Below are 20,031 nucleotides of genomic sequence, written 5' to 3' on the forward strand. Positions count from 1 at the left end.
ACTTTCTACCGGAGCGCACGTGCTGCATCGACCATGTTCATGAGGGCAGGGCGGACCTCCTCCCATTTGCGTGTTTTGAGGCCACAGTCCGGGTTTACCCACAGTTGGGAATCCGACAGTCGCTCGCGGGCAAGCATGACGAGATCCGAAATCTCCCCGACTTCCGGGACACGTGGTGAGTGAATGTCGTAGACTCCGGGCCCGATTTCGTTCGGATATTTGGAGCTCGTGAAGGCGTCCAGCAGTTCCATTTTCGAGCGCGACGTCTCAATCGAAATGACATCCGCATCCATTTCAGCGATCGCGTCGATGATCTCGTTGAACTCCGAATAGCACATGTGGGTATGGATTTGAGTCGCGTCCTTTACACCCGTTGAAGCGATCCGGAAGCATTCGACAGCCCAGTCGAGATAGTCGTTCCAATCAGACTGGCGCAGTGGCAATCCTTCGCGAAACGCGGCCTCATCGATCTGGATCATCCTTGCGCCGGACCATTCGAGATCCGTCACTTCGTCGCGGATGGCGAGCGCGATCTGGCGGCATGCTTCGGAGCGCGGTACGTCGTCGCGAACAAAAGACCAGTTGAGAATGGTCACTGGGCCTGTGAGCATTCCCTTCACAGGGTTTTCCGTAAGCGACTGGGCGAATTGCCACCAGCGCAGCGTCATCGGATTGGGCCTCGATACGTCGCCGAAGATGATGGGGGGGCGCACGTAACGCGACCCATAGCTCTGCACCCAGGCATGCTGGGTGAAGGCGAAGCCGGACAGCTGCTCGCCGAAATGCTGTACCATGTCGTTTCGTTCGAACTCACCGTGCACCAGCACGTCCAGCCCGATCTCTTCCTGCCAGCGAATTGCAGCCTCGATCTCCTTCTTCAGGAAGGTCTCGTAATCGACATAGCTCAGCTGGCCCTTCGCATGAGCGGCCCGCGCCCTGCGTACCTGCGGCGTCTGCGGGAAGGACCCGATGGTCGTCGTCGGGAACGGCGGCAGCCCGAGCGTGCCGGCCTGGACTCTGGAGCGCTCGGCAAAAGCGCTCTCTCGTCGCTTCATGCTGTCGTCAATGCTGGCGATCCGTCCCTCAACAAGCGGGTCATGGATCTTCGTGGATGTCACGCGAGTGGCGGCAGCCTCGGCAGACGCTTTCAACGCGCCTGCCACCGCATCCCTGCCTTGAGTCAGGGCCCGGGCCAGCAACACCAACTCGTCGGTCTTCTGGGCCGCGAAGGCGAGCCACGACCTGATGTCCGCGTCGAGTTCGGTCTCCATGCGCAGGTCGATCGGCACGTGCAGCATCGAGCAAGAAGGCGCGATCTCGACGCGGTCCAAGGGCCAGCCGGCGACGATCGGTTTGATGCGGTCGAGAATGGCGGGCAGGTTCGCACGCCAGACGTTGCGGCCATCGATCAAGCCAAGCGAGAGCACCAGATCCTTCGGTGCGAGCCGACCCACGGTTTCCAGTTGCTCGGGAGCGCGCACGAGATCAATATGCAGCCCGGCCAGGGGCAGAGAAACCGCGGTTTCGAGATTGTCTCCCAGCGGCCCGAAATAGGTAGCCAGCATGATCTTCAGCTCGGGCGCGGCTTTCGACAGCTGGCCATAGGCGAATTCGAACGCAGCTCGTTCGTTCGGGTTCAGATCGAGGACAAGCGCTGGCTCATCGATCTGCACCCAGTCGGCTCCCGACAGCTTCAGCCTCTGCAGGAGTTGCTCGTAGACGGGCAGCAGCCGCGGCAGGAGCGCGATGGGATCGAATCCTTCGGCAGGCGATTTCGCCAGCTTGAGGAAGGTGATCGGTCCAAGGATGACTGGGCGTGTGTGAACGCCGAGAGCTTTAGCCTCGATGAAGTAATCGACCGGTTTCGTCGACGAGAGGGCGAACGTCTGATCATCGTTGAGTTCCGGCACAATGTAGTGATAGTTGGTGTCAAACCACTTGGTCATTTCCATCGCGGTTACATCAGACCCATGAGTCGCCTGCTGGTGACCAGCGTGTCGACAATCCTCCGTCTGACCCTGGTTGCCCCGCGCCATTGCGAAGTAGATGTCAAGTGGAACCTCGCCGCTATTCCAGCCGTAACGGGATGGAACGGCGCCGACCATGGCTGCGGTGTCGAGCACATGGTCGTAGAGCGAGAAGTCGTTCGACGGGATTTTCGACACGCCGCGATCGTGCTGCTCCTCCCAGCTAGCGGCACGGAGCGCCTTCGCGGTCGTGAGAAGGTCGGCAGCGGACGATTTTCCGGACCAGTAGCTTTCAAGCGCGAATTTCAGTTCTCGCCGACGACCGAAGCGGGGCACGCCGAGCGTTGCTACAGGAATTTGCTGAGAGACAGTCATGCCAGACCCCGATGGTTGGGGCGTCGGTGACAAGGAAGGCCCTAGCAGGCCGGCACGAACGCCAGGCTGCAGCGGCCACCGAGACACCCCGCCCGTGGACGTAATTCGCCGTGGCAGGTCTCCTGGCTCGCGGGGTCATAGCCTCTACCCGTCTTCCCAAGGCTATTCGCCTTAGTGACATGAGTGGGGTTGGCTCGCCGCTAACAGTTGCGGGGGCAGCGCCGGCATCGCACCGGCTTCCCTCTTAGCTCCGCTGCGGCAGCGCCGTACGGAGAACCACGACGCGGGAGACAATTACAACAGTTCGCTTCTTTGTCAACGCCGCATAAAGAAATGTTTATGTCGTTATGTTAAATTTCCGTTGGCATGTTCCAAAGGTCGCCTCGAAAGCGAAAACTGTGGAAGCCTTGAGCGGCCGGTAAATCAAAGCAATGACGCACGGCGCCCTTGTCCAGGAGGATAGGAGTTCGTCGGCTCCCGGCGGCAAACATACCGGCAAGCGCCGTGGTGCTGCTTCCCGCATCATGCGAACGCCACCTCGGCATCGAACTTCGGCTCCGAGGTTCCGACCGCTTCGTCGGTGATCTGCTCGCGACCATATTCGGCTCAATGGCGAGGCTGTTGCCTAGGAAGCTGTTGGCCGTGATGCCCTCGGTGACACGACACAATGATTTCGAGGGGAGCACCCGAGGCCCGGCGCAGCGGCGTGTTGCGAAGTGATCGAGGCCAATGTCTCGACCTGCTTGTTCGCAGCCCACCGGCTCAAGGTAACCGGCTCAAACCAACGGGCCAGCTCAAGTCCTGTCCAAATGAGGCCTGAGCGGCAAATCGTCGTGCACGCGCACGGTTTGGCGTTCGATCTTGTGATGCGTCTTGGGCGGGCAATCGCCACGGTGCAGCGCTTCCAGGCGCGCAACGATTTCGGCGTCATCCTGGGTCTGCCTGTTGTTGTGGCGAACATACTCGACCCAGGTTGGCACATGATAGCACTCGGTCCATAGTTCGGGCTTTTCCAGGTCACGCAGCAACGCCCATTGTCTGGCGCCATCTCGCAGCCGGGCTTTTCGCCACGATGTCATCACACTGAGAAATTCTGGGACATCTCTCTGATCGATACGATAATCGACCATCACCATGATCGGACCGCTTCGTGGCCGCAGATCAAGTTGCAGCGTCGGTTCGCTGAACTTGTTGGTCGGATCCAGATTGAGCGTTTCGAAATCCGGCTGACGCAGAACGATCCCCATCAGTCCACCAATCACAAGAACCACGCTGGCGACGAGGAAGGCTCCCGAAACACCTTGGACATCCGCCAGTTCGCCCCAAAGCCAGCTTCCCGCCGCCATGCCGCCGTATGTGGCCGTCTGATAGAGAGACAGGGCGCGTCCAACCACCCACCGCGGCGCCGAAAGCTGCACTGTGACGTTAAACAGCGAGAATGATTGAATCCAGGCCGCACCGGCTGGCATGAGGAGCAGACAGCTCAGCCAAACGTGCTCGCTCCATGCCAGAAAGAAGCAGCTGATCGCCAATATAAAGAACGCACCGCGAATGACCCATTCGTTGGAGAGAACTTCTCGGACCCGCCCGATGAGGAGCGCGCCGCAAATCGCTCCCAAGCCGAAGAAGCCAAGCATCACGCCGTAGGTGACCGCGGTCCCTTTGACCTGTTCGCGAGCAACCAACGGCAGGAGAGCCAAAATGACAACGGCGGTGAGGCCGAAAATGAAACTCCGGCACATCACCTTGAGAAGGTTCGGCGACAAGAGCACGTAACGGAAGCCCGCCGCCATCGCACTGCCGAAAGCCTCCCGCGGCAGCGCTTGTCGTGCCCGTACGGCTTTCCACCGCAACAGCGCAGCGATCAGAGCGAAGTAGCAAAAGACGTTAAAGAGGAACGCGAAGGCCGCACCGGCTGTGGCCACGATTATGCCGCCAATCGCCGGCCCGATGCTGCGCATGAGATTGTAGCTCATGCCGTTGAGCGCAACCGCGCTAGGCAGGTGTTCGCGAGGCAGGATATCCCCCATCGAGGCTTGCCAAGAGGGATCGTGCAATGCCCAACCACAGCCGATCAGGAAGGTGAGACCCAGAAGGATCCAGGGTGTCATTTCCCCCGCATAGGTCAGGAACGCCAGGAAGGCGGATACGCAGACCATCAGCAGTTGCGCAGTCAACATGATCCGGCGACGGTCAAAGTTGTCCGCGAGCGCTCCCGCCGCGAGGGAGAAGATCATGTAGGGGAGGGTGGTCGATGACTGGACGAGCGCCACCATTCCATGGGAGGTGGCGATGCTGGTCATCAGCCAAGCCGCCGCCACACCTTCCACCAGGGTGCCAAGGTTCGAAACGAGTGCAGCCGACCATAGCGAACGGAAGGTCTTGTGCTGAAAAGGAACGAGTGAAGATGTTCTCTTCGCCATTGTGGGAAGCTTCGGGATCGAGCGCGGGGCTGGATTTGGTTCGCCTCACTCAACCATGGCCTCGCCGTACAAGCCAAGCTGCCACAGTGGCGCGCCTGCTAACCCAGAAAACTTGGCGGCCTTACAGGCATGCGCAGGACGCGCGAAGCCGCTCAAATCTCCCCAGATGGGTCAGCCATCGAAGACCGGCATCACTTGCCCGTTGAGCGGCTATACGATAATGCTCCGCGCTAAGCAGGAAGCGCCAAAAATTCGAGCGGCGACTTCATTCTCCTATTCAGGAAGGAACTATGAGGCGGCAGACGCGACCATTCACCGTGGAAGTCAAACAAAAGCGCAATTATCAAAAATCCGCACGTTCCATCTGGGGCAATTTCGACATCGCCGCGGCGATGGCCGAGACAACAAAGGAAGTCGAGCCGTTAAATCGTCAGCTTGTTGACTCTACTGTCGTGGCCCTTGATGCTGAACCTTTGCAAAAACCGCGAGTGGAGCATTTCATGGCCAATCCCCTGGAAACCGAGTCAGCAGTAGTTCCTAGCGCACCGGCAGACAAAGCGGAAACGCCAAAACCGAAGACGAGAGCGCGGCGGTCGAGGAAGCCAGAAGCTGAGGCGAGCGCGCCTGCCCGCAAGGAGGGCGCCAAGCCGATATCCGCGACCACTGAAGCACCGCCGTCAGCGCGAACAGGCCGAAAGAGCTACTCCGCGAAGGATCGTGCCCAGAAGCTGGCGCAGATCGAGACCTCGATCGGCGGCGGCGCTACTCTCAAGAGCGCGGTGAAGCAAGCCGGCATCTCGGAACAGACATATTATCTTTGGAAGAAGGCGGCGGCGCCGGCGGCGGACAGTGACGGGCTGAAGGATCTCGTCGCGCTCGAGGAAGAAAACAAGCGGCTAAAGAGCCTGCTTGCCGATCGTCTCCGCAAGGAGAATGCGGAACTGAAGAAAAGGCTCGGGCTGGATTAAGGAGGGTGGGCAGCTGGTTCTTGGCTCGCCACCTACAGTAATCCCGCCTGCTCCGCCTCTCGGCGCAGATTCTGCCGTGGCCTTGGGCCGATCTGCTGGATGACCAGTCCGGCCGCCAGCGAGCCGAGATCGCCGCAATCCTTGAGGCTGCGGCCTTGCGTGTAGCCGTAGAGGAAGCCGGCGGCGTAGAGGTCGCCGGCGCCGGTGGTGTCGACCAGTTCGCGGATCCTGGTCGCCTCGATGGTGACGGTCTCGTCGCCGCGCACGATGACCGAACCCTTTTCCGAGCGGGTGACGGCGGCGATCTTGCAATCCTTGCGGATCTGCGCCAGCGCCTCGTCGAAGGACGCGGTTTGGTAGAGCGACTTGATCTCGTGGCTGTTGGCAAAGACGATGTCGACGGTGCCGGAGCGCATCAGGTCGAGGAACTCGTCACGGTAGCGGTCGACGCAGAACGAGTCCGACAATGTCATCGACACTTCGCGCCCGGCGGCGTGGGCGAGCTTCGCCGTCTGGCGGATCGCTTCCTTGGCGCGCGGCGGGTCCCATAGATAGCCCTCGAAATAGGTGACCGCGGCGCCCGACGCCTTGTCGGCCTCGACGTCCTCCGGGCCGAGCTCGATGCAAGCGCCGAGATAGGTGTTCATCGAGCGCTCGCCGTCGGGCGTGACGAAGATCATCGAGCGCGCCGTCGGCGGTTCGCCATTGAGCGGCCTGGTGTCGAAGGCGACGCCCTGGGCATGGATGTCGTGCGCGTAGATTTCGCCGAGCGCGTCGTTGGAGACCTTGCCGAAGAAGGCGGCGCGACCGCCGAAGGAGGCGACGCCGGCCGCCGTGTTGCCGGCGCTGCCGCCCGAGGCTTCAATGGCCGGGCCCATGCGGCTGTAGAGCAGTTCGGCGCGCCTCGTGTCGATCAAATTCATCGCGCCCTTGATGATGCCGTTGGTCTCCAGGAACGCCTCGTCGCACTGGGCGATGATGTCGACGATGGCATTTCCGATACAAAGCACGTCATAGTCCGGCATCAATTCATGTCTCCGCCAAAACTCTGCCGGCTTCTTGCCACCCCGGCCGGGCGCGGGTCTGGCCAGTGGGAATGGGCTTTCTCGCTTGCCAATCCGTTCGGCGCCAGCCCTCACGGGGCGGCAAGTCCTGCCTCGCGACGCAATTCGTCGGCCCTGTCTGTCTTCTCCCAGGTGAAATCAGGCTCTTCACGGCCGAAATGGCCATAGGTCGCGGTCTTGCGGTAGATAGGGCGTAAGAGATCAAGCATCTTGATAATGCCCTTCGGTCTGAGATCGAACAACTCAAGAATGAGGCGCTCGATCCTTCTTTCCTCAACCCTCGCTGTTCCGAACGTGTTGACCATGACAGAAACCGGACTGGCCACGCCGATTGCGTAAGCAAGCTGCACCTCGCAGACGTCCGCAAGTCCGCTAGCGACGATATTCTTTGCGACATACCGGGCCGCATAGGCAGCTGAGCGGTCAACCTTGGACGGGTCCTTGCCCGAAAAGGCGCCGCCGCCGTGACGACCCATCCCACCATAGGAATCGACGATGATCTTGCGTCCAGTGAGACCGCAGTCGCCGCGCGGCCCGCCGACTACGAACCTCCCCGTCGGGTTGACCAGAATTCTGATGCCTTCCGTCTCCAGGTGGGTCGGCAGGACAGGCTTTATGATTTCCTCAATGACGCCCTCGCGGACCGTCTCTTGCGAGACCTGCTCGTCATGTTGGGTCGATACGACGATGGTATCCAGGGCGACCGGGCGCAACCCCTCATAGCGCACTGAGACTTGGGATTTCATGTCAGGACGCAACCAGCCAAGCTGTCGTGCTTTCCGGACATCTGCCTGTTGTTTCGTCAAGCGATGAGCGAGCTGGATCGGCAAAGGCATCAGAGTATCGGTTTCGCGGCATGCGTAGCCGAACATGAGGCCCTGATCTCCCGCTCCCTGCTGGAGGTCCTGCCCTCGTCCCTCGTCAACGCCCTGGCTGATGTCGGGCGACTGCTCGGTGAGTGCATGAACGACGGAGCAACGCCGGCCGTCAAAGCCGACGGCCTCGTCGTCGTATCCAATATCGAGAATCGTATCGCGCGCAACTTGGCTATAATCCACCCGCGCATCGCTGGTAATCTCGCCAGCCAGAACGACTATCCCTGATTTTACCAACGCTTCACAGGCGACGCGCGCCTTGGGATCGGTGCGGAGGATGGCATCGAGGATGGCATCCGAGATGTTGTCGGCCAACTTATCCGGGTGTCCCGCGCCAACCGATTCGGAAGAGAACACGAACTGCCTAGCCATGAAATGCCTCACTTCGGGTGTTGGAGTTGTATGGGGCATTTTGCTTAGCCCACCTTACCTGTCGGGGATGCCCGGGACCTCGAACGCAGCGCACGAGTCGGCAACGTCTCTTCGCAGGGAGGCATGGAGATCTTCGTCGTCTGGCTCGCCAGAGGACGGAGTCAATGAAGCGAGCAATTTGCACGGTTTCCACATCGCGCATGCCCATTGACGTCACCGCTGGCGCCCCCAGGCGAATTCCGCTTGTGACCGCCGGATCCCGCGGGTCGCCAGGCACCATGTTAAAGTTTGTGATGATGCCTGCCTTTGCTAGCCGCTCGGCATAGGCCTTGCCCGATAGTGGTCGATCGCGCAGATCAAGGATCAGCATGTGATTGTCCGTCCCCCCGGTAACCAGGTCATAACCTCGCTCGATCAGTGCCTGTGCAAGAGCCTTGGCATTCTTGACGGTCTGTTGGCCGTAGCTTCGGAAGGACGGGTTCGCGGCTTCGTGCAAGGCAACTGCTAGCGCAGCGATAACATTCATATGGGGGCCGCCTTGCAGTTGAGGGAAGACAGCGCGATCTATTCGTCTGGCGAGATTGTATTTGCCCTTCGAATGATACAGCGCTTGATAGCGATCTTCATTCCTTGACAAAATGAAGCCACCGCGGGGACCGCGGATCGATTTGTGGGAGGTGCTGCTGACCACGTCGCAATGGCGCACGGGATTCGGGTGCGCTCCCGCGGCAATCAGGCCGCTGATGTGCGCAATGTCGGCTACGAGATAGGAGCTCGCTTCCAGGGCGATTTCTGCCATTGCCGCGTAGTCAAAGACACGCGGGTAAGCAGTTCCGCCGACCCAAATGAGCCGCGGCCGTTCCCGCTTGGCTGTCTCGCGCAAGCGGTCATAGTCAATCTGCTGTGTCTTTTCATCTAGTCCATAGGGGACGCGTTGATAGTCAGTTCCGGAAAAGTTGATGGCCCAACCATGAGTCAGATGGCCCCCTTCCGGAAGGGGCAAGCCCATGACTTTGTCACCGGGGCTCAAAAGCGCACGATAGACAGCCTGGTTGGCCGGCGAGCCGGAATAAGGCTGGACGTTGGCATGCTCGCTGCCAAATAGTGTTTTCAAGCGCTCAATGGCTAGATTCTCAAGCTCATCAACGACCTCATTTCCAGCGTAGTATCGCGCACCGGGGTACCCCTCGGCGTACTTGTTCGTGAAAATCGAGCCGTTCGCTTCCAGCACGGCCGAGGACGCAAAGTTCTCTGAGGCGATGAGCTTAAGGGTCGTCCGCTCCTGCCGCTCCTGTCTTAGAAGCAGTTCGTGAACGCGGCAATCAACCGCCGCCAAGGAAGACTGCCCGTAGGTGTCGGGCTGTGCGATCGCGCCGTCGGCGGAGTTGTCCATGGTAGCTTCGCGCTCCAACTGGATGACCTATTTCACGGTCAAGCATGCGGTCCCCTTCGGCCGCGTGTCTCGTACCGCTTCGAGCCGTTGAAGGTCTCGTTTGTGATAGCCATCGCCGTGGGGCAGGAGATCAACCAACAATTGAACCAGCCCGCCGTCCTTACCTCCTGTTTTGAGATTGTACGAGCACCACGGACGTTGTTCGTTGCAGTAAAGAAAGTCGGCTCTGGCCAGCAGCCGAACGTGTCGCACAACGTGCTCACGACGCAGACCCAGAATCTCCGCTAGCTGGCAGACAGTTAGGTCCGCGTGCGCGCAAAGGCCTAGAATTCGAAGGCGATCTAAATGCGCTGCCGTCCGTAGGCGACTGACCAGTGTCAGCATTGGTCACGACCAAGCCACTTGGAAAGCCTGGGCACTCGTCCTACTGAATTTGTCATTTCGCGTTCTCCACAGATGTTGCAGCTTTCGAACCAAATAATATGGTTGCTTGTCCACCGACCGGACAATCTCGGTGGCCGTGAAGATACTGTTTTGAGCCGATATGGCTGTGTCGAACAAACAAGATGGGCGCTCTTCTTGCCATTGCCTTTAGCCGAAATTGCACGCAGTTCGGCGGGTCGGAGAATAAGCCACAGTTCGGACCCCACTGACTCAAACGTTGCAATAAGCCTACCATTCACAGCGAACCGGAGTTGCTAAGAGTCTATGAATTTCCTTGAAGGATCTGTTGCAACGTTTGCGCAGCCCGGTCTTGCTCCCGGCTTGCACCGGTCAATCTCGTGCAGACTGACCGTGATGCAAAGATGACAAGGAAGGTTCGCTTTCAATCCGATCTTCCTCCTGGCCAAGTAGTTCGTAGTCTCATAACTGTGGCCTAGACAAAAGGAGGGCTAATCAGCGAGGTATGATGTCGTTAGCGTGGTTGGGCCACCAGCAGGTCGACGCCAAGATCGACACGCGCAATTTCCCGCGCTACGAGAATGTCAGTGACTGCGCGCTCTTCCTCGGGCGGTCTGGCTGCGCCGTCTAGAATCTGAATGCGTCTCGAGCCGACCCGTTCAGCAATGAGCTGTTCGGCTTGCCGCATTGACGGCGAAGCAAGCTCAAGTACGTTTTCGCGCATCTCACGCGCCGCCTCGCCGACTTCCGCAAAACGCTTCTCGGCGAACTGCTCCTTAAAGAGCGCAGCGAGATCATCAAATGTTTGAACTTTGGTGGGCTTGGGTTTCGAGCAAAAATATCCAGTTGCCAGTCCAGGTTTATAGGCAAGGCTGTGCGCTTTGTCGTCTGGCAAGGGCCCAATATCCCCTGGTGAGACGAAAATGGACTGCCGTGCTACGGTTGCTCCATTATAAGAGCGGTCGAAATCGCTGATGTTTGCAATACAAGGAGCCGCATAGAAGACGTTTGACGGATAGCGCGCCTCAAGCCGAAGAAGCAGTTCATGCTGACGCGACACATCCCTGCGCATCATCGCAATCCGAAAAAATGGTATCGACAAACCGGGACAATGTCCGCTCGCAATCTCAAAGGCAGTTCCTCGCTTCATCAGCTCCGGAAGCTTGTACTGGAAAAACAGCGGAACCCCTGGGAAATTGATGCGGATGTCAAAGCCAGAATGCCCTTCCTGTATGAGGTTTGGAAAGACCGGCGCGCCTACAGGTGCGGCTGACGATGACCGGATAAGGTTTTCGGTGAAGGCATACCCAAATGAGAACTCCGTGTAGCCCACCTTCATTCAATTCTGCTTTCGTGCTGAAGTTTATCCGGGGCTCTTTGTCTGCAGCCGAGCAGACCCTATAACAGAAAAAACTATGTATACTTGCGATAGTCTGAGCTTATCGATTCCTCGGATAGATTTTTCAAAAGCTCACCCACTCTTCTGGCTGCTAGAATGGGAATGGGAAGCTTCTGGTTGATTTGGGTCGAGTTCCAGTTGATTTTGGTAAGCGACAAAACCTCCTGCGCTATCTCAGCGATTCCCGGCGCAGATCGCCGATAAGTTTCGGGCTTCGCGAACAGCGCCAGAGTGCGTAGCCGATATCTTCAACCGGGGCGGCGGCTTCTCCCTCGCCAGTGCCGAGCGCGATCATATGCATTGCGCATTGGGCCAGCGCGCCGTCAAGGCGCCCCGCTTCCGTCGCGCTGCCGTAAAGGTCCAGGAACCACGCCAGCGAGTAAGACCAGTCGGCAGGCAAGTCCTGCCCATTGTGATCCCTTGCGACGACGGCCACGACGGCGTTGCGGCCTTCGGGCGTGCGGGGCTCTATCCCAAGGATCGGGTATAATTCGGGTGTCGGCTGCTGAAGGATACGCGCCGGCACGAGCGACAGTGCTTTCTCCAGCGAGGGGAGGAAAATCCTCCAGTTCTTCGGCCAGTTCGGCAGCTTCTCTCCTTCGTCCCTCGCGGCGCGCTTCTACATATTCTGCCGCAACCACGGCAACGGTGCGCTGCGCCCGTTCAGCGGTGCCGGTGGCAATCAGCTCGGCCGGAATGTCACCATCCTTGATCGCCCGGTGCGTACGGTGCTGTTCGAACTGTTGAATGCCCAGCCGGTCCGCAATTCTCAACACCCCGCTGACCGGTCGAGAAAGGCATGTTCCGGATCGGGCTCGAAGGTGAAGGCCAGTTCGTGTCCGCGCCGAACGATATTGCGTATGCGGCCGTGCCGACCACGCGCGCGTGCGGGCCTCCCGCCCCGACTTCGTACATCAACAGCGCCGGGATTTCCTCCAGCCGGCGCAATGTTTCAGGGCGCGCGAGGTCGATAGCCTCGGCCTCGGCGCCGCTATATTCCTTGAACCGGTCAATGGTTGACGTGAACGGCGGCGTTTCCCACCACTCGCCGTGGCCCGAGACAAGCAAGTTAAACATGGCACACCACCGACCTCACGCCGCCTTCTCCATAGACCACTTCACCCGTTCGGCGAGAAAGGCGGCGAACGTTTTCACATTCATATTGCCGCTCGCCTCCTCCAGCCCTGCGAGGTAGGCCTTCCGGTCATCGACTCTGACGACTGTCCAGGGGTAACCGCCCGAAGCCAGCATCGCGTTCATGAGAAACCGCGCCATTCGTCCGTTGCCGTCCGGATAGGGGTGCACATAGCCCACAAGCCAATGCCCCAGCACGGCACACACGGAGGCCTCCTTCTCCGCCTCCAGCAGCTCGAACAGCTCATTCATACCATCGGCCACCGCTTCGGTACGCGGCGGCACGTGCTGCGAGCCGCGCAGGTACACAGGGTGATTGCGATATCCCGCAAGCGCGCTGGCTTTGAGGATGCCGGCGGTCACTGACGGCGCGAACAGCTCCCGGTACCACTCCCGGTGAGTGTCCCGCGTCAACGCGCCGGCTGGCTTGCCGTTGATGATCGCGGCAACAGAGTCTTTGACCTTCTGGAATGCGAGGTAGTAGCCACGCGCGGCAAGCGCATCCCGGTTCTTGCGGTCCTCTTCATCAATCTCCGGATTCCAGCTCCCCTCGCGCACCCGGTCGATGAGTTCCGGGGTGACGCTGTACCCTTCTATCGACAGCGAATGGTAGGCGTCGCTTTCGTAGATATCCTCGACGAACTTCATATAGGCGTCTTTGTCGGACGGAAGTCCGGGTGCCTTCGGGAATATCTCGATGATGGCTTCGCGCTGCGATTGCCAGATCGCGCGCAGGCGGGCGACCAACGGCGGTACGCCCGCCGCAATGGTTGTCACTCCAATTTGTCCCGCGAACGGATCGGATTCGCGCACGTCATAGCCGGCGGCTTTGAAGGCGGCCACGATTTCATCGGCAAAGGAGTCGCGTCCTACGCGACGGAAGGCCCCCGCAAGCCGTCCCGCCACGGCGGAATGGCCGCCATCAAGCAGCAGGGCCAGAACGGTTGATACGTCGCGCACCGACGCCATGGCGATCTGCATCTCGATAGGGGCGCGCTGGAAGAACGCTTCCGGCACCCGGGTAAGGGCGGCCTCGACAGTGAACACGCGCTGGCCGTTTTTCTCTGTCAGTTCGGCCGGCATCTCCTTGACCTTGAGGTCATAGAGCGAAGTGCCGAACAGCAGGTCGATTTTGTTATTCGTGCCTTTGGGGGTGTTCACCACCACCTGAGGCGGAATAGTGGGCGCTTCCGCGTGCAGAAGCAGCGACTGCTCCGGTGACAGGAACCAGTCCTTGCCGAACCGGTCATTGCAGTAAAGGGAGCAGAACTCCCAGAAGCTCGCGTACCAGGGGGTGGTGTCTTGCTGCTGTGCCTGCGGGCCGGTCGACATGAGCCAGCCTTTGATAACATCGCGCAGGAACCCGTTCTGCAGCAGCCGCTCCCGGTGGACGCGGGTCAGCTCATCTGACTTGAATATGCGCCGCCCACCCTCCTGCAGCTCTTTGAGGACGGCCAGTGATTCAGCGAGTTTTTCATGGGGCTTGGCCATGGCCGTGCCTTTGCATTAGAGCTGTGCGATTACAAGTATATAGTGCTGATAGGCGACAAGTCAATGATGCTGCGGAGTTGCAAGTTTTTTAAGTCGTGCGATAACAAGTTTTTTGTGCGATAATCGGTAATAACTTAGTTAAAACAAAGCTTTGATCGTTTCCATAGCTTTGTCTGGGCGAAGGATCGTTACCCGGATGGGCCGAGACCCAGCTCCCCCGCAGGCTACGCAGGGCTCGGGGCGAGCCTAGAGCCTGGCCCTCCGAAGCGCTTCGAAGGAGGACGCGTCTCTTTGAAAAACTCGCCCGTTGTGCATCGTGGGTACCCGTAAACGCGAATTCTCAAAGAAAAGACGCTCCTTACCTCTCCCTCCCGCCACGATCATCACGGCCGCGCCGGCGCTCACTACGCCGCGACGCCCGCGAGATCGGCTTCTCGGCAATCGCGCCCTCATCACCACTGCCCTGTCTGTCCCCGCTCTTCCCGTCATCGGCTGCGCGCGCGAACCGTCACGCACGTCCACCGCTTTCGACAACGGCGACTGCGCCGCCAGCGCATCCTGCATCGCCTGTTGCAGGTCGATGGAAGGGCTGGCCGCCTGGTCAACCCGCGCCTGCCGCTCTTCCGGCACACGCAGCGTATCCTTGTAGCGATTCTGCGCCTTGCGCACCAACGCGCCGCGCCCCTTCGGCTTCAGCTCCAGCGTCAGCGCCGGCATATGCACATGCCCCGCCCGGTCTTTGATCCGCTGCTCGCGCCCGCGCTTCACTTCCAGCGATTGCAGCTCGCGTTTCTCGACCGCCGCCAGCGCCTTCAGCGTGCGCTCGCCGTCTACGGCCTGCAGCCGGTGCCGCTCCCGCTGGATATGCGCCGCCCCGCGCTTCGCCTGCACGAGCTCTGTCTTGCGCGCAACAAACGCCTCCAGCCGTTGCCGGTCCCGGTAACGGTGCAGCTTATCCCGGATCAGTGTGATGCCGGTGACGCGCCCGAGGAACGCCGCCAGCGTATTGAAGCGGCCCAAGATTGATGCGGGTGCTAGAGTGTGAAAGATGTCCCTGAAAGGTAATCAGTGTCATGGCAACAGCGGGCACTACGCTAGATTCGAAATGGATCAGCTTGAGTGGGTGATACAAGCGCTGTCCATGCCGTCAATTCTCGGATCGAGTGGTGAGTAGCGTGCATGCGCCAGAGGAATGGAACAGCATGCTGAGCGCGGTGCATCCAGTAGTAAAAGAAGTCGCCGGCAATCGCGACTAAGACCCCTGAAATGACGGCGAATCCAGTGTTAATGACTGCGTTGTCAGAGTGAAGAAACGCACCGAAATTGATCGTTACGAGCGGCTTTATTCCTAACCAGCCCAAGCTCGCAGCGTAGAGATGCCAGATAAATGTACCCCATCCGAGCCAATATCCAATTCCGCACGCCGCGAACATTTGAGGCAAAACTGTATCGAAAAGCCGGAAAGGTTAGCTCCAGCGCCGCGCAAACGGTAGCGAAGATCACAACCAGCTCAAGCGATGTTAGGTAGTACTGGACCATCTGATTAACGTCGAGAATCTGCATTTGTTTGCTCCTTCCTTCGCGCGGCCCTTGTCTCGCCCAGCAAATGGGCTCGCGTTGACAAGGCTAACCGAAGTACGATCCAAACGGTGAGCATTCTGCCGGCACCGCTATGCGGGCATCCTGGTAGATTGATAAAATTAGTGTTTGGATATGACCCATCCGGGTCCCAAATGGTGGAGGAGTCCAGCAGACGAGGTGGCTTGCGCGAGGCGACCAACTATGCACCAGTGTGCGCGCCGGCGGCTACGATAACGTTGCTTCGAGTTATGGGCTGTCTACTAAAATTTACTCGCTCTTATTTTTTGATGTTTTGCGGCTATGATCGCCGCAAACTAGATTTAGTCAGGTGTGCACAGTCGCCGACGCCAAGATCCCCTTGGTGATAATCGCCGCGAACGGGATTCTTGCTCGCGCAATATGATCCTAGATTCCACGCGATTGGCGGTGCCTGGCTCCCGCTGCTAATCGTCTGCTGAACCGAAGATCATTCACCCATCGACGAAACCAGAGCCACAAAAGCGGTCAGGATCAGATGCTTTTGTCATAAGCACCGGCCAGCGAACATGACCCTCCGTTGGCTGAAATCGTCGGCGATAAAATGGGGCCGCCTATCGCGAGCCTGATTCTCATATGGGGTGTTTCCAAATCTTTTCGAACACCAGAAGCTTGGCCTGGCGCACCGCTTCCTCAATCGATCCCCCGATCGCCAGATACGCGGCTATCGCGCTGGCCAGGGCACAGCCGGTGCCGCGCATCGTTCTTGCCAGCCGACGAGTGTCAAGGCGCACGGGTTCTTGGTTAGGTCGAACGAGAACATCCGTTGAGCGAGGTCCTGAGCCGTGGCCGCCTTTGATCAGCAGGGCCTGAACCCCGGCGGCGAGCAGTTGTTGTCCTTGTTGAAGCGCGCCGACCTCATCCACCGCTAGCTCTGAGCCGGCAAGAAGCGCCAGTTCGATGAGATTGGGTGTGACGATACGGCAAAGTGGCATCAGATGCTGCTTCATGATGGGGATGGCGCTTGCTTCAAGAAGCGCTCGGCCCGACGTGGAAGCCAGCACCGGATCGAGGACTGCCGGTATGCGCGGATTTTCGCGCAGCACAGCGGCAACCGCAGCGACGATCTCAGCCGTTGCGAGCATGCCGATCTTGACGGCCGCCAGCTTGTTGGCCTGCAGCGCTGCACGCATCTGATCGGCCACCAGACCGGGTTGCAGATGAAGGATGTCCGTGACGATGTCGTGTGTTTGCACCGTCACCGCAGTGACGGCAAGGCAGCTGCGCACGCCCATGGAGGAGAGCGTCTCGATATCGCGCGCGATTCCGGCACCCCCACTGGAGTCCGATCCGCCGACGACAAGTACATGCGATTCCTGCCTCAGCGCCATCGGGCGGTCTCTTTTATCCACTCTCTGGTGCGCGCTTCAGGGTCAGGATGCAGCGTGACGTCGGTGACCACCGCAGCACTGTCTGCCCCAGCCTCGAATACGCCGTCGAGCCGGTCGGGGTTGAGGCCACCGATGGCGACCAGCGGGATCGGCGCGACCCGTCGTTTCCACTCACTGAGCCGTTCAAGCCCTTGCGGCGGCCATTTCATCTTCTTGAGGCTCGTCGGATAAATAGGACCCAGCGCCACATAGTCCGGCTCGGCCGCCAGCGCCGTTTCCAGTTCGGTGTGATCGTGGGTCGAAAGTCCGAGCTTCAATCCGCCGTACTTAATCGCCAGCAGGTCGGCCGCAGCCAAATCCTCCTGGCCGAGATGAACGAAGTCGCAGCCTTCCTCGATTGCCGTGCGCCAATAGTCGTTGACGATCAGTTGGCAACCATGGACCGCGCAGACGCCGTTCGCGCGGCGGATTTCCGCGCGCAACTCGTTCTCGTCCATGTTCTTGATACGGAGCTGGACCAGCCTAACGCCGAGCGGCACGAGCCGTTCGATCCAGGCGGCACTGTCGACGATCAGGTAGAAGGGATCGAGCTTCATGAAAAAACCGCCCTGCCGATTGTCGGCGTCGATGGCACGGCGACGTCGCGCGGCTCGAGCAGTCCCGAACCATAGGCTTCGCGAGCGGCGTCGACCGCCTTGCTGAAAGCGCGCGCCATGCCGACCGGATCGGCAGCCTTGGCGACCGCCGTGTTCAGGAGCACAGCGTCGAAGCCGAGTTCCATTACGGTTGCTGCGTGCGATGGCCGTCCGAGCCCCGCATCCACGATCAACGGAATGTCGGGGAAATATCCGCGCATCGAGCGCAGCGCCATGATGTTGACCGGTCCGACCGCCGAGCCGATCGGCGCACACCACGGCATCAGCACCTTGCAGCCCGCCTCCAGCAACCGCTCGGCGACGACGAGATCGTCGGTGGTATAGGGGAACACCAAAAAGCCGTCTTCGCAAAGGACGCGCGCGGCTTCGACCAGGCCGAACACGTCCGGCTGCAGCGTGTCGTGGTTGCCGATCACTTCGAGCTTGATCCAGGACGTGCCGAAGACCTCGCGCGCCATCTTCGCGGTCGTCACGGCTTCCTTCACGGAGTGGCAGCCGGCGGTATTGGGCAGGACGCTCACGCCGAGCGAGCGGATCAGCGACCAGAATTTCTCGCCGGCCCTGCCGCCGGCCATTTCACGGCGCAGCGATACCGTCACCACCGAAGTGCCAGACGCCTTCACTGCATCGGCAAGGATGGCCGGCGAAGGATACTGGGCGGTTCCGAGAAGCAGGCGTGAGGCAAGCTTTGCCCCGAGAAGATCGAACATCGGCTAGCCTCCCTGCATGGGTGACAGGATTTCGATCCGGTCGCCCTCGCTCAAGCGGAATTCCGCCCGTTCGGCCGCAGGCACTACGTCGCCGTTGAGCGCGGTGGCGAGCCAGCCGCCCTCATAGTCAATCTCCTTCAAAAGAGCGTCGAGCGTCGTTGCCTTGGCTTCAAGCGCTTCGCCGTTGACGATCAGCTTCATTTTCAGGCTCCCTGGTCGGCAGATGAGTTGAAGACAAGGCTGGTAGCCTGCTCGGCCATGGCCGGTGAAAGCAGGAAACCGTGCCGGTAAAGGCCGTTAATCGTGATCGTGCCGTCCTTCCAGCGCTTCACCCGCGGCAGATTGTGGGGATAGGCAGGGCGCACGCCCACTCCCGTCTCAACGATTTCGGCCTCACCGAACGCCGGATGGAGTGCATAGGCCGCATTGAGGAGCTCCATCAGCGAACGGGCGGTGATCGGTCCGTCATGGTCACTTTCGATCATGGTCGCGCCGACCATGAAGTGATGATCGGCTCGCGGCACGATATAGATCGGATGACGCGGATGCATGAGACGCACTGGCCGCGCGAGCGAGACATCACGCGTGTGGAGGATCAGCATTTCACCGCGCATGCCGCGTAAATCGTCGTCGGCCCGCGCGATGCCCGTGCAGTCGATCACCTGATCAAAGCCGGAAAGGCCAACCTCACCCGTCTCAAAAAGGAAGACGACGCCCATCGCACGCAGTTTGCCGGCGAGGGCTTCGAGAGCCCGACGGGGATCGAGATGAGCTTCGCCGCCAAAAAACAGGCCCTGATGAAAGCGGCCGGCAAGATCGGGCTCGAGGGCGGCAACCGCCTTTTCGTCAACGCACTCATAGTTGCGCGTACGAGCTGCAAAACGGGCAAGCTCGAAGGCATCGCGCGTATGGGCGACGACGAGAGTGCCGGCCCTCGTCACCAGCCCGGGCAGCGCCCTTTCCCACCAGTCGGCCGCAACGTTGCCGAAAGTGACGACCGCCTCCTCGGCGCTTTCGCGTTCGCACCAAGGGGCGAGCATGCCGCCGGCGAGCCAGGAGGCATTGCCGCCGATCTGGCTGCGAATTTCAGCAACCGTGACGGATGCACCCCGCGCGGCCAATTCATGGGCGACGGTGAGGCCTGCCACACCGGCGCCTTTGACAAGAATGCGGCGCATGGCTCAGCGCGCCCCCTGATCTTCCTGCACTGAGGCCTGTTTTTCTACCTCGGGCGTCTCCACCGGCATATAAAGATCGCCGCCTGCGCGATATTTCTCGGCCATCGCCGCCATGCCTTCCTTCTGCGCCGTGGCCCGAATGTCGTGGGAGATGCGCATGGAGCAGAATTTCGGCCCGCACATCGAGCAGAAATGCGCCAGCTTGTGCGCCTCCTTCGGCAACGTCTCGTCGTGGAAGGAGCGCGCGGTTGCGGGGTCGAGCGACAGGTTGAACTGATCTTCCCAACGAAACTCGAAGCGCGCGCGCGAAAGGGCATCATCCCTGAGTTAGCCGCCGGATGACCCTTCGCCAGATCGGCGGCATGGGCGGCGATCTTGTAAGTGATCACGCCAATCTTGACATCGTTGCGATCGGGAAGGCCGAGATGTTCCTTCGGCGTGACGTAGCAGAGCATGGCGGTGCCGAACCAACCGATCATTGCCGCGCCGATGCCGGAGGTGATGTGGTCGTAGCCCGGCGCGATATCGGTCGTCAGCGGTCCCAGCGTATAGAACGGCGCCTCGCCGCAGACAGCGAGCTGCTTGTCCATGTTCGCCTTGATCTTGTGCATCGGCACGTGGCCGGGCCCCTCGATCATCACCTGGCAATCTTTCGCCCAGGCGATCTGCGTCAGCT

The 20,031-nt window shown here is 60.0% G+C and carries 17 protein-coding genes, 2 pseudogenes and 1 riboswitch; of the genes and pseudogenes, 1 reads left to right on the forward strand and 18 read right to left on the reverse strand.

The features are described 5' to 3' along the window. Positions 1–5: 5 nt before the first annotated feature. Both metE and NKI17_RS31160 read right to left on the reverse strand, forming a co-directional pair. Positions 6–2,342: a 5-methyltetrahydropteroyltriglutamate--homocysteine S-methyltransferase gene (metE, locus tag NKI17_RS31155; RefSeq protein ID WP_352907301.1), complete on the reverse strand. Its 2,337-nt coding sequence runs from the start codon at positions 2,340–2,342 to the stop codon at positions 6–8. 95 nt (positions 2,343–2,437) lie between these two features. Then, positions 2,438–2,638, reverse strand: a riboswitch (cobalamin riboswitch). A gap of 498 nt (positions 2,639–3,136) precedes the next feature. Continuing rightward, positions 3,137–4,765, reverse strand: coding sequence for an MFS transporter (locus tag NKI17_RS31160; protein WP_352907302.1), 1,629 nt, complete (start codon positions 4,763–4,765; stop codon positions 3,137–3,139). Between the two features lie 290 nt (positions 4,766–5,055). Here NKI17_RS31160 and NKI17_RS31165 point away from each other — a divergent pair, with 290 nt between their 5' ends. Continuing rightward, the gene (locus NKI17_RS31165) at positions 5,056–5,733 is read left to right on the forward strand and encodes a transposase (RefSeq protein ID WP_245274818.1); all 678 of its coding nucleotides are present in this window, start codon (positions 5,056–5,058) and stop codon (positions 5,731–5,733) included. Between the two features lie 32 nt (positions 5,734–5,765). Here the strand turns inward: NKI17_RS31165 and NKI17_RS31170 are convergent, their stop codons facing one another. The 16 genes and pseudogenes from NKI17_RS31170 to NKI17_RS31245 form a co-directional block, all read right to left on the reverse strand. Continuing rightward, a complete protein-coding gene (locus NKI17_RS31170; RefSeq protein ID WP_352907303.1) occupies positions 5,766–6,758 on the reverse strand; it encodes an adenosine kinase in 993 nt (330 codons plus the stop codon). Positions 6,759–6,868: 110 nt separating this feature from the next. Beyond that, on the reverse strand, positions 6,869–8,044 hold the full coding sequence (metK, locus tag NKI17_RS31175) for a methionine adenosyltransferase (RefSeq protein ID WP_352907304.1): 1,176 nt from the start codon (positions 8,042–8,044) through the stop codon (positions 6,869–6,871). Between the two features lie 54 nt (positions 8,045–8,098). Beyond that, positions 8,099–9,437: pseudogene (gene glyA / locus NKI17_RS31180) on the reverse strand (serine hydroxymethyltransferase). A 916-nt stretch (positions 9,438–10,353) separates the two neighbouring features. Then, positions 10,354–11,178, reverse strand: coding sequence for a hypothetical protein (locus tag NKI17_RS31185; protein ID WP_352907305.1), 825 nt, complete (start codon positions 11,176–11,178; stop codon positions 10,354–10,356). Between the two features lie 229 nt (positions 11,179–11,407). Next, on the reverse strand, positions 11,408–11,764 hold the full coding sequence (locus NKI17_RS31190) for a hypothetical protein (RefSeq protein ID WP_352907306.1): 357 nt from the start codon (positions 11,762–11,764) through the stop codon (positions 11,408–11,410). Between the two features lie 173 nt (positions 11,765–11,937). Then, positions 11,938–12,315, reverse strand: coding sequence for a hypothetical protein (locus NKI17_RS31195; protein ID WP_352826090.1), 378 nt, complete (start codon positions 12,313–12,315; stop codon positions 11,938–11,940). A 15-nt stretch (positions 12,316–12,330) separates the two neighbouring features. After that, on the reverse strand, positions 12,331–13,863 hold the full coding sequence (locus tag NKI17_RS31200) for a Fic family protein (RefSeq protein WP_352907307.1): 1,533 nt from the start codon (positions 13,861–13,863) through the stop codon (positions 12,331–12,333). A 246-nt stretch (positions 13,864–14,109) separates the two neighbouring features. Next, complete coding sequence (locus tag NKI17_RS31205; RefSeq protein WP_352907309.1) at positions 14,110–14,883, reverse strand: hypothetical protein; 774 nt, start codon at positions 14,881–14,883, stop codon at positions 14,110–14,112. A gap of 74 nt (positions 14,884–14,957) precedes the next feature. Beyond that, positions 14,958–15,083: a sterol desaturase family protein gene (locus NKI17_RS31210; RefSeq protein ID WP_352515991.1), complete on the reverse strand. Its 126-nt coding sequence runs from the start codon at positions 15,081–15,083 to the stop codon at positions 14,958–14,960. A 79-nt stretch (positions 15,084–15,162) separates the two neighbouring features. Beyond that, positions 15,163–15,426 (reverse strand): hypothetical protein, encoded by a 264-nt coding sequence (locus tag NKI17_RS31215; RefSeq protein ID WP_352515996.1) that lies wholly within the window; start codon positions 15,424–15,426, stop codon positions 15,163–15,165. Between the two features lie 626 nt (positions 15,427–16,052). Continuing rightward, entirely contained in the window at positions 16,053–16,811 is a 759-nt protein-coding gene (locus NKI17_RS31220) for a hydroxymethylpyrimidine/phosphomethylpyrimidine kinase (RefSeq protein ID WP_352624084.1), read from the reverse strand. Beyond that, the gene (locus NKI17_RS31225; protein WP_352515936.1) at positions 16,802–17,407 is read right to left on the reverse strand and encodes a thiamine phosphate synthase; all 606 of its coding nucleotides are present in this window, start codon (positions 17,405–17,407) and stop codon (positions 16,802–16,804) included. Before NKI17_RS31225 ends, NKI17_RS31220 begins: the two co-directional genes overlap by 10 nt. Beyond that, positions 17,404–18,177, reverse strand: coding sequence for a thiazole synthase (locus NKI17_RS31230; RefSeq protein WP_352907311.1), 774 nt, complete (start codon positions 18,175–18,177; stop codon positions 17,404–17,406). Before NKI17_RS31230 ends, NKI17_RS31225 begins: the two co-directional genes overlap by 4 nt. 3 nt (positions 18,178–18,180) lie before the next feature. Further along, positions 18,181–18,378: a sulfur carrier protein ThiS gene (gene thiS, locus NKI17_RS31235; RefSeq protein ID WP_352515934.1), complete on the reverse strand. Its 198-nt coding sequence runs from the start codon at positions 18,376–18,378 to the stop codon at positions 18,181–18,183. 2 nt (positions 18,379–18,380) lie between these two features. After that, a complete protein-coding gene (thiO, locus tag NKI17_RS31240; protein ID WP_352907313.1) occupies positions 18,381–19,355 on the reverse strand; it encodes a glycine oxidase ThiO in 975 nt (324 codons plus the stop codon). 3 nt (positions 19,356–19,358) lie between these two features. Continuing rightward, a pseudogene (locus NKI17_RS31245) lies at positions 19,359–20,031 on the reverse strand (phosphomethylpyrimidine synthase ThiC); the annotation flags it as partial.

The organism is Mesorhizobium sp. M0816 (genome assembly GCF_040320005.1).
Taxonomy (GTDB): Bacteria; Pseudomonadota; Alphaproteobacteria; order Rhizobiales; family Rhizobiaceae; genus Mesorhizobium.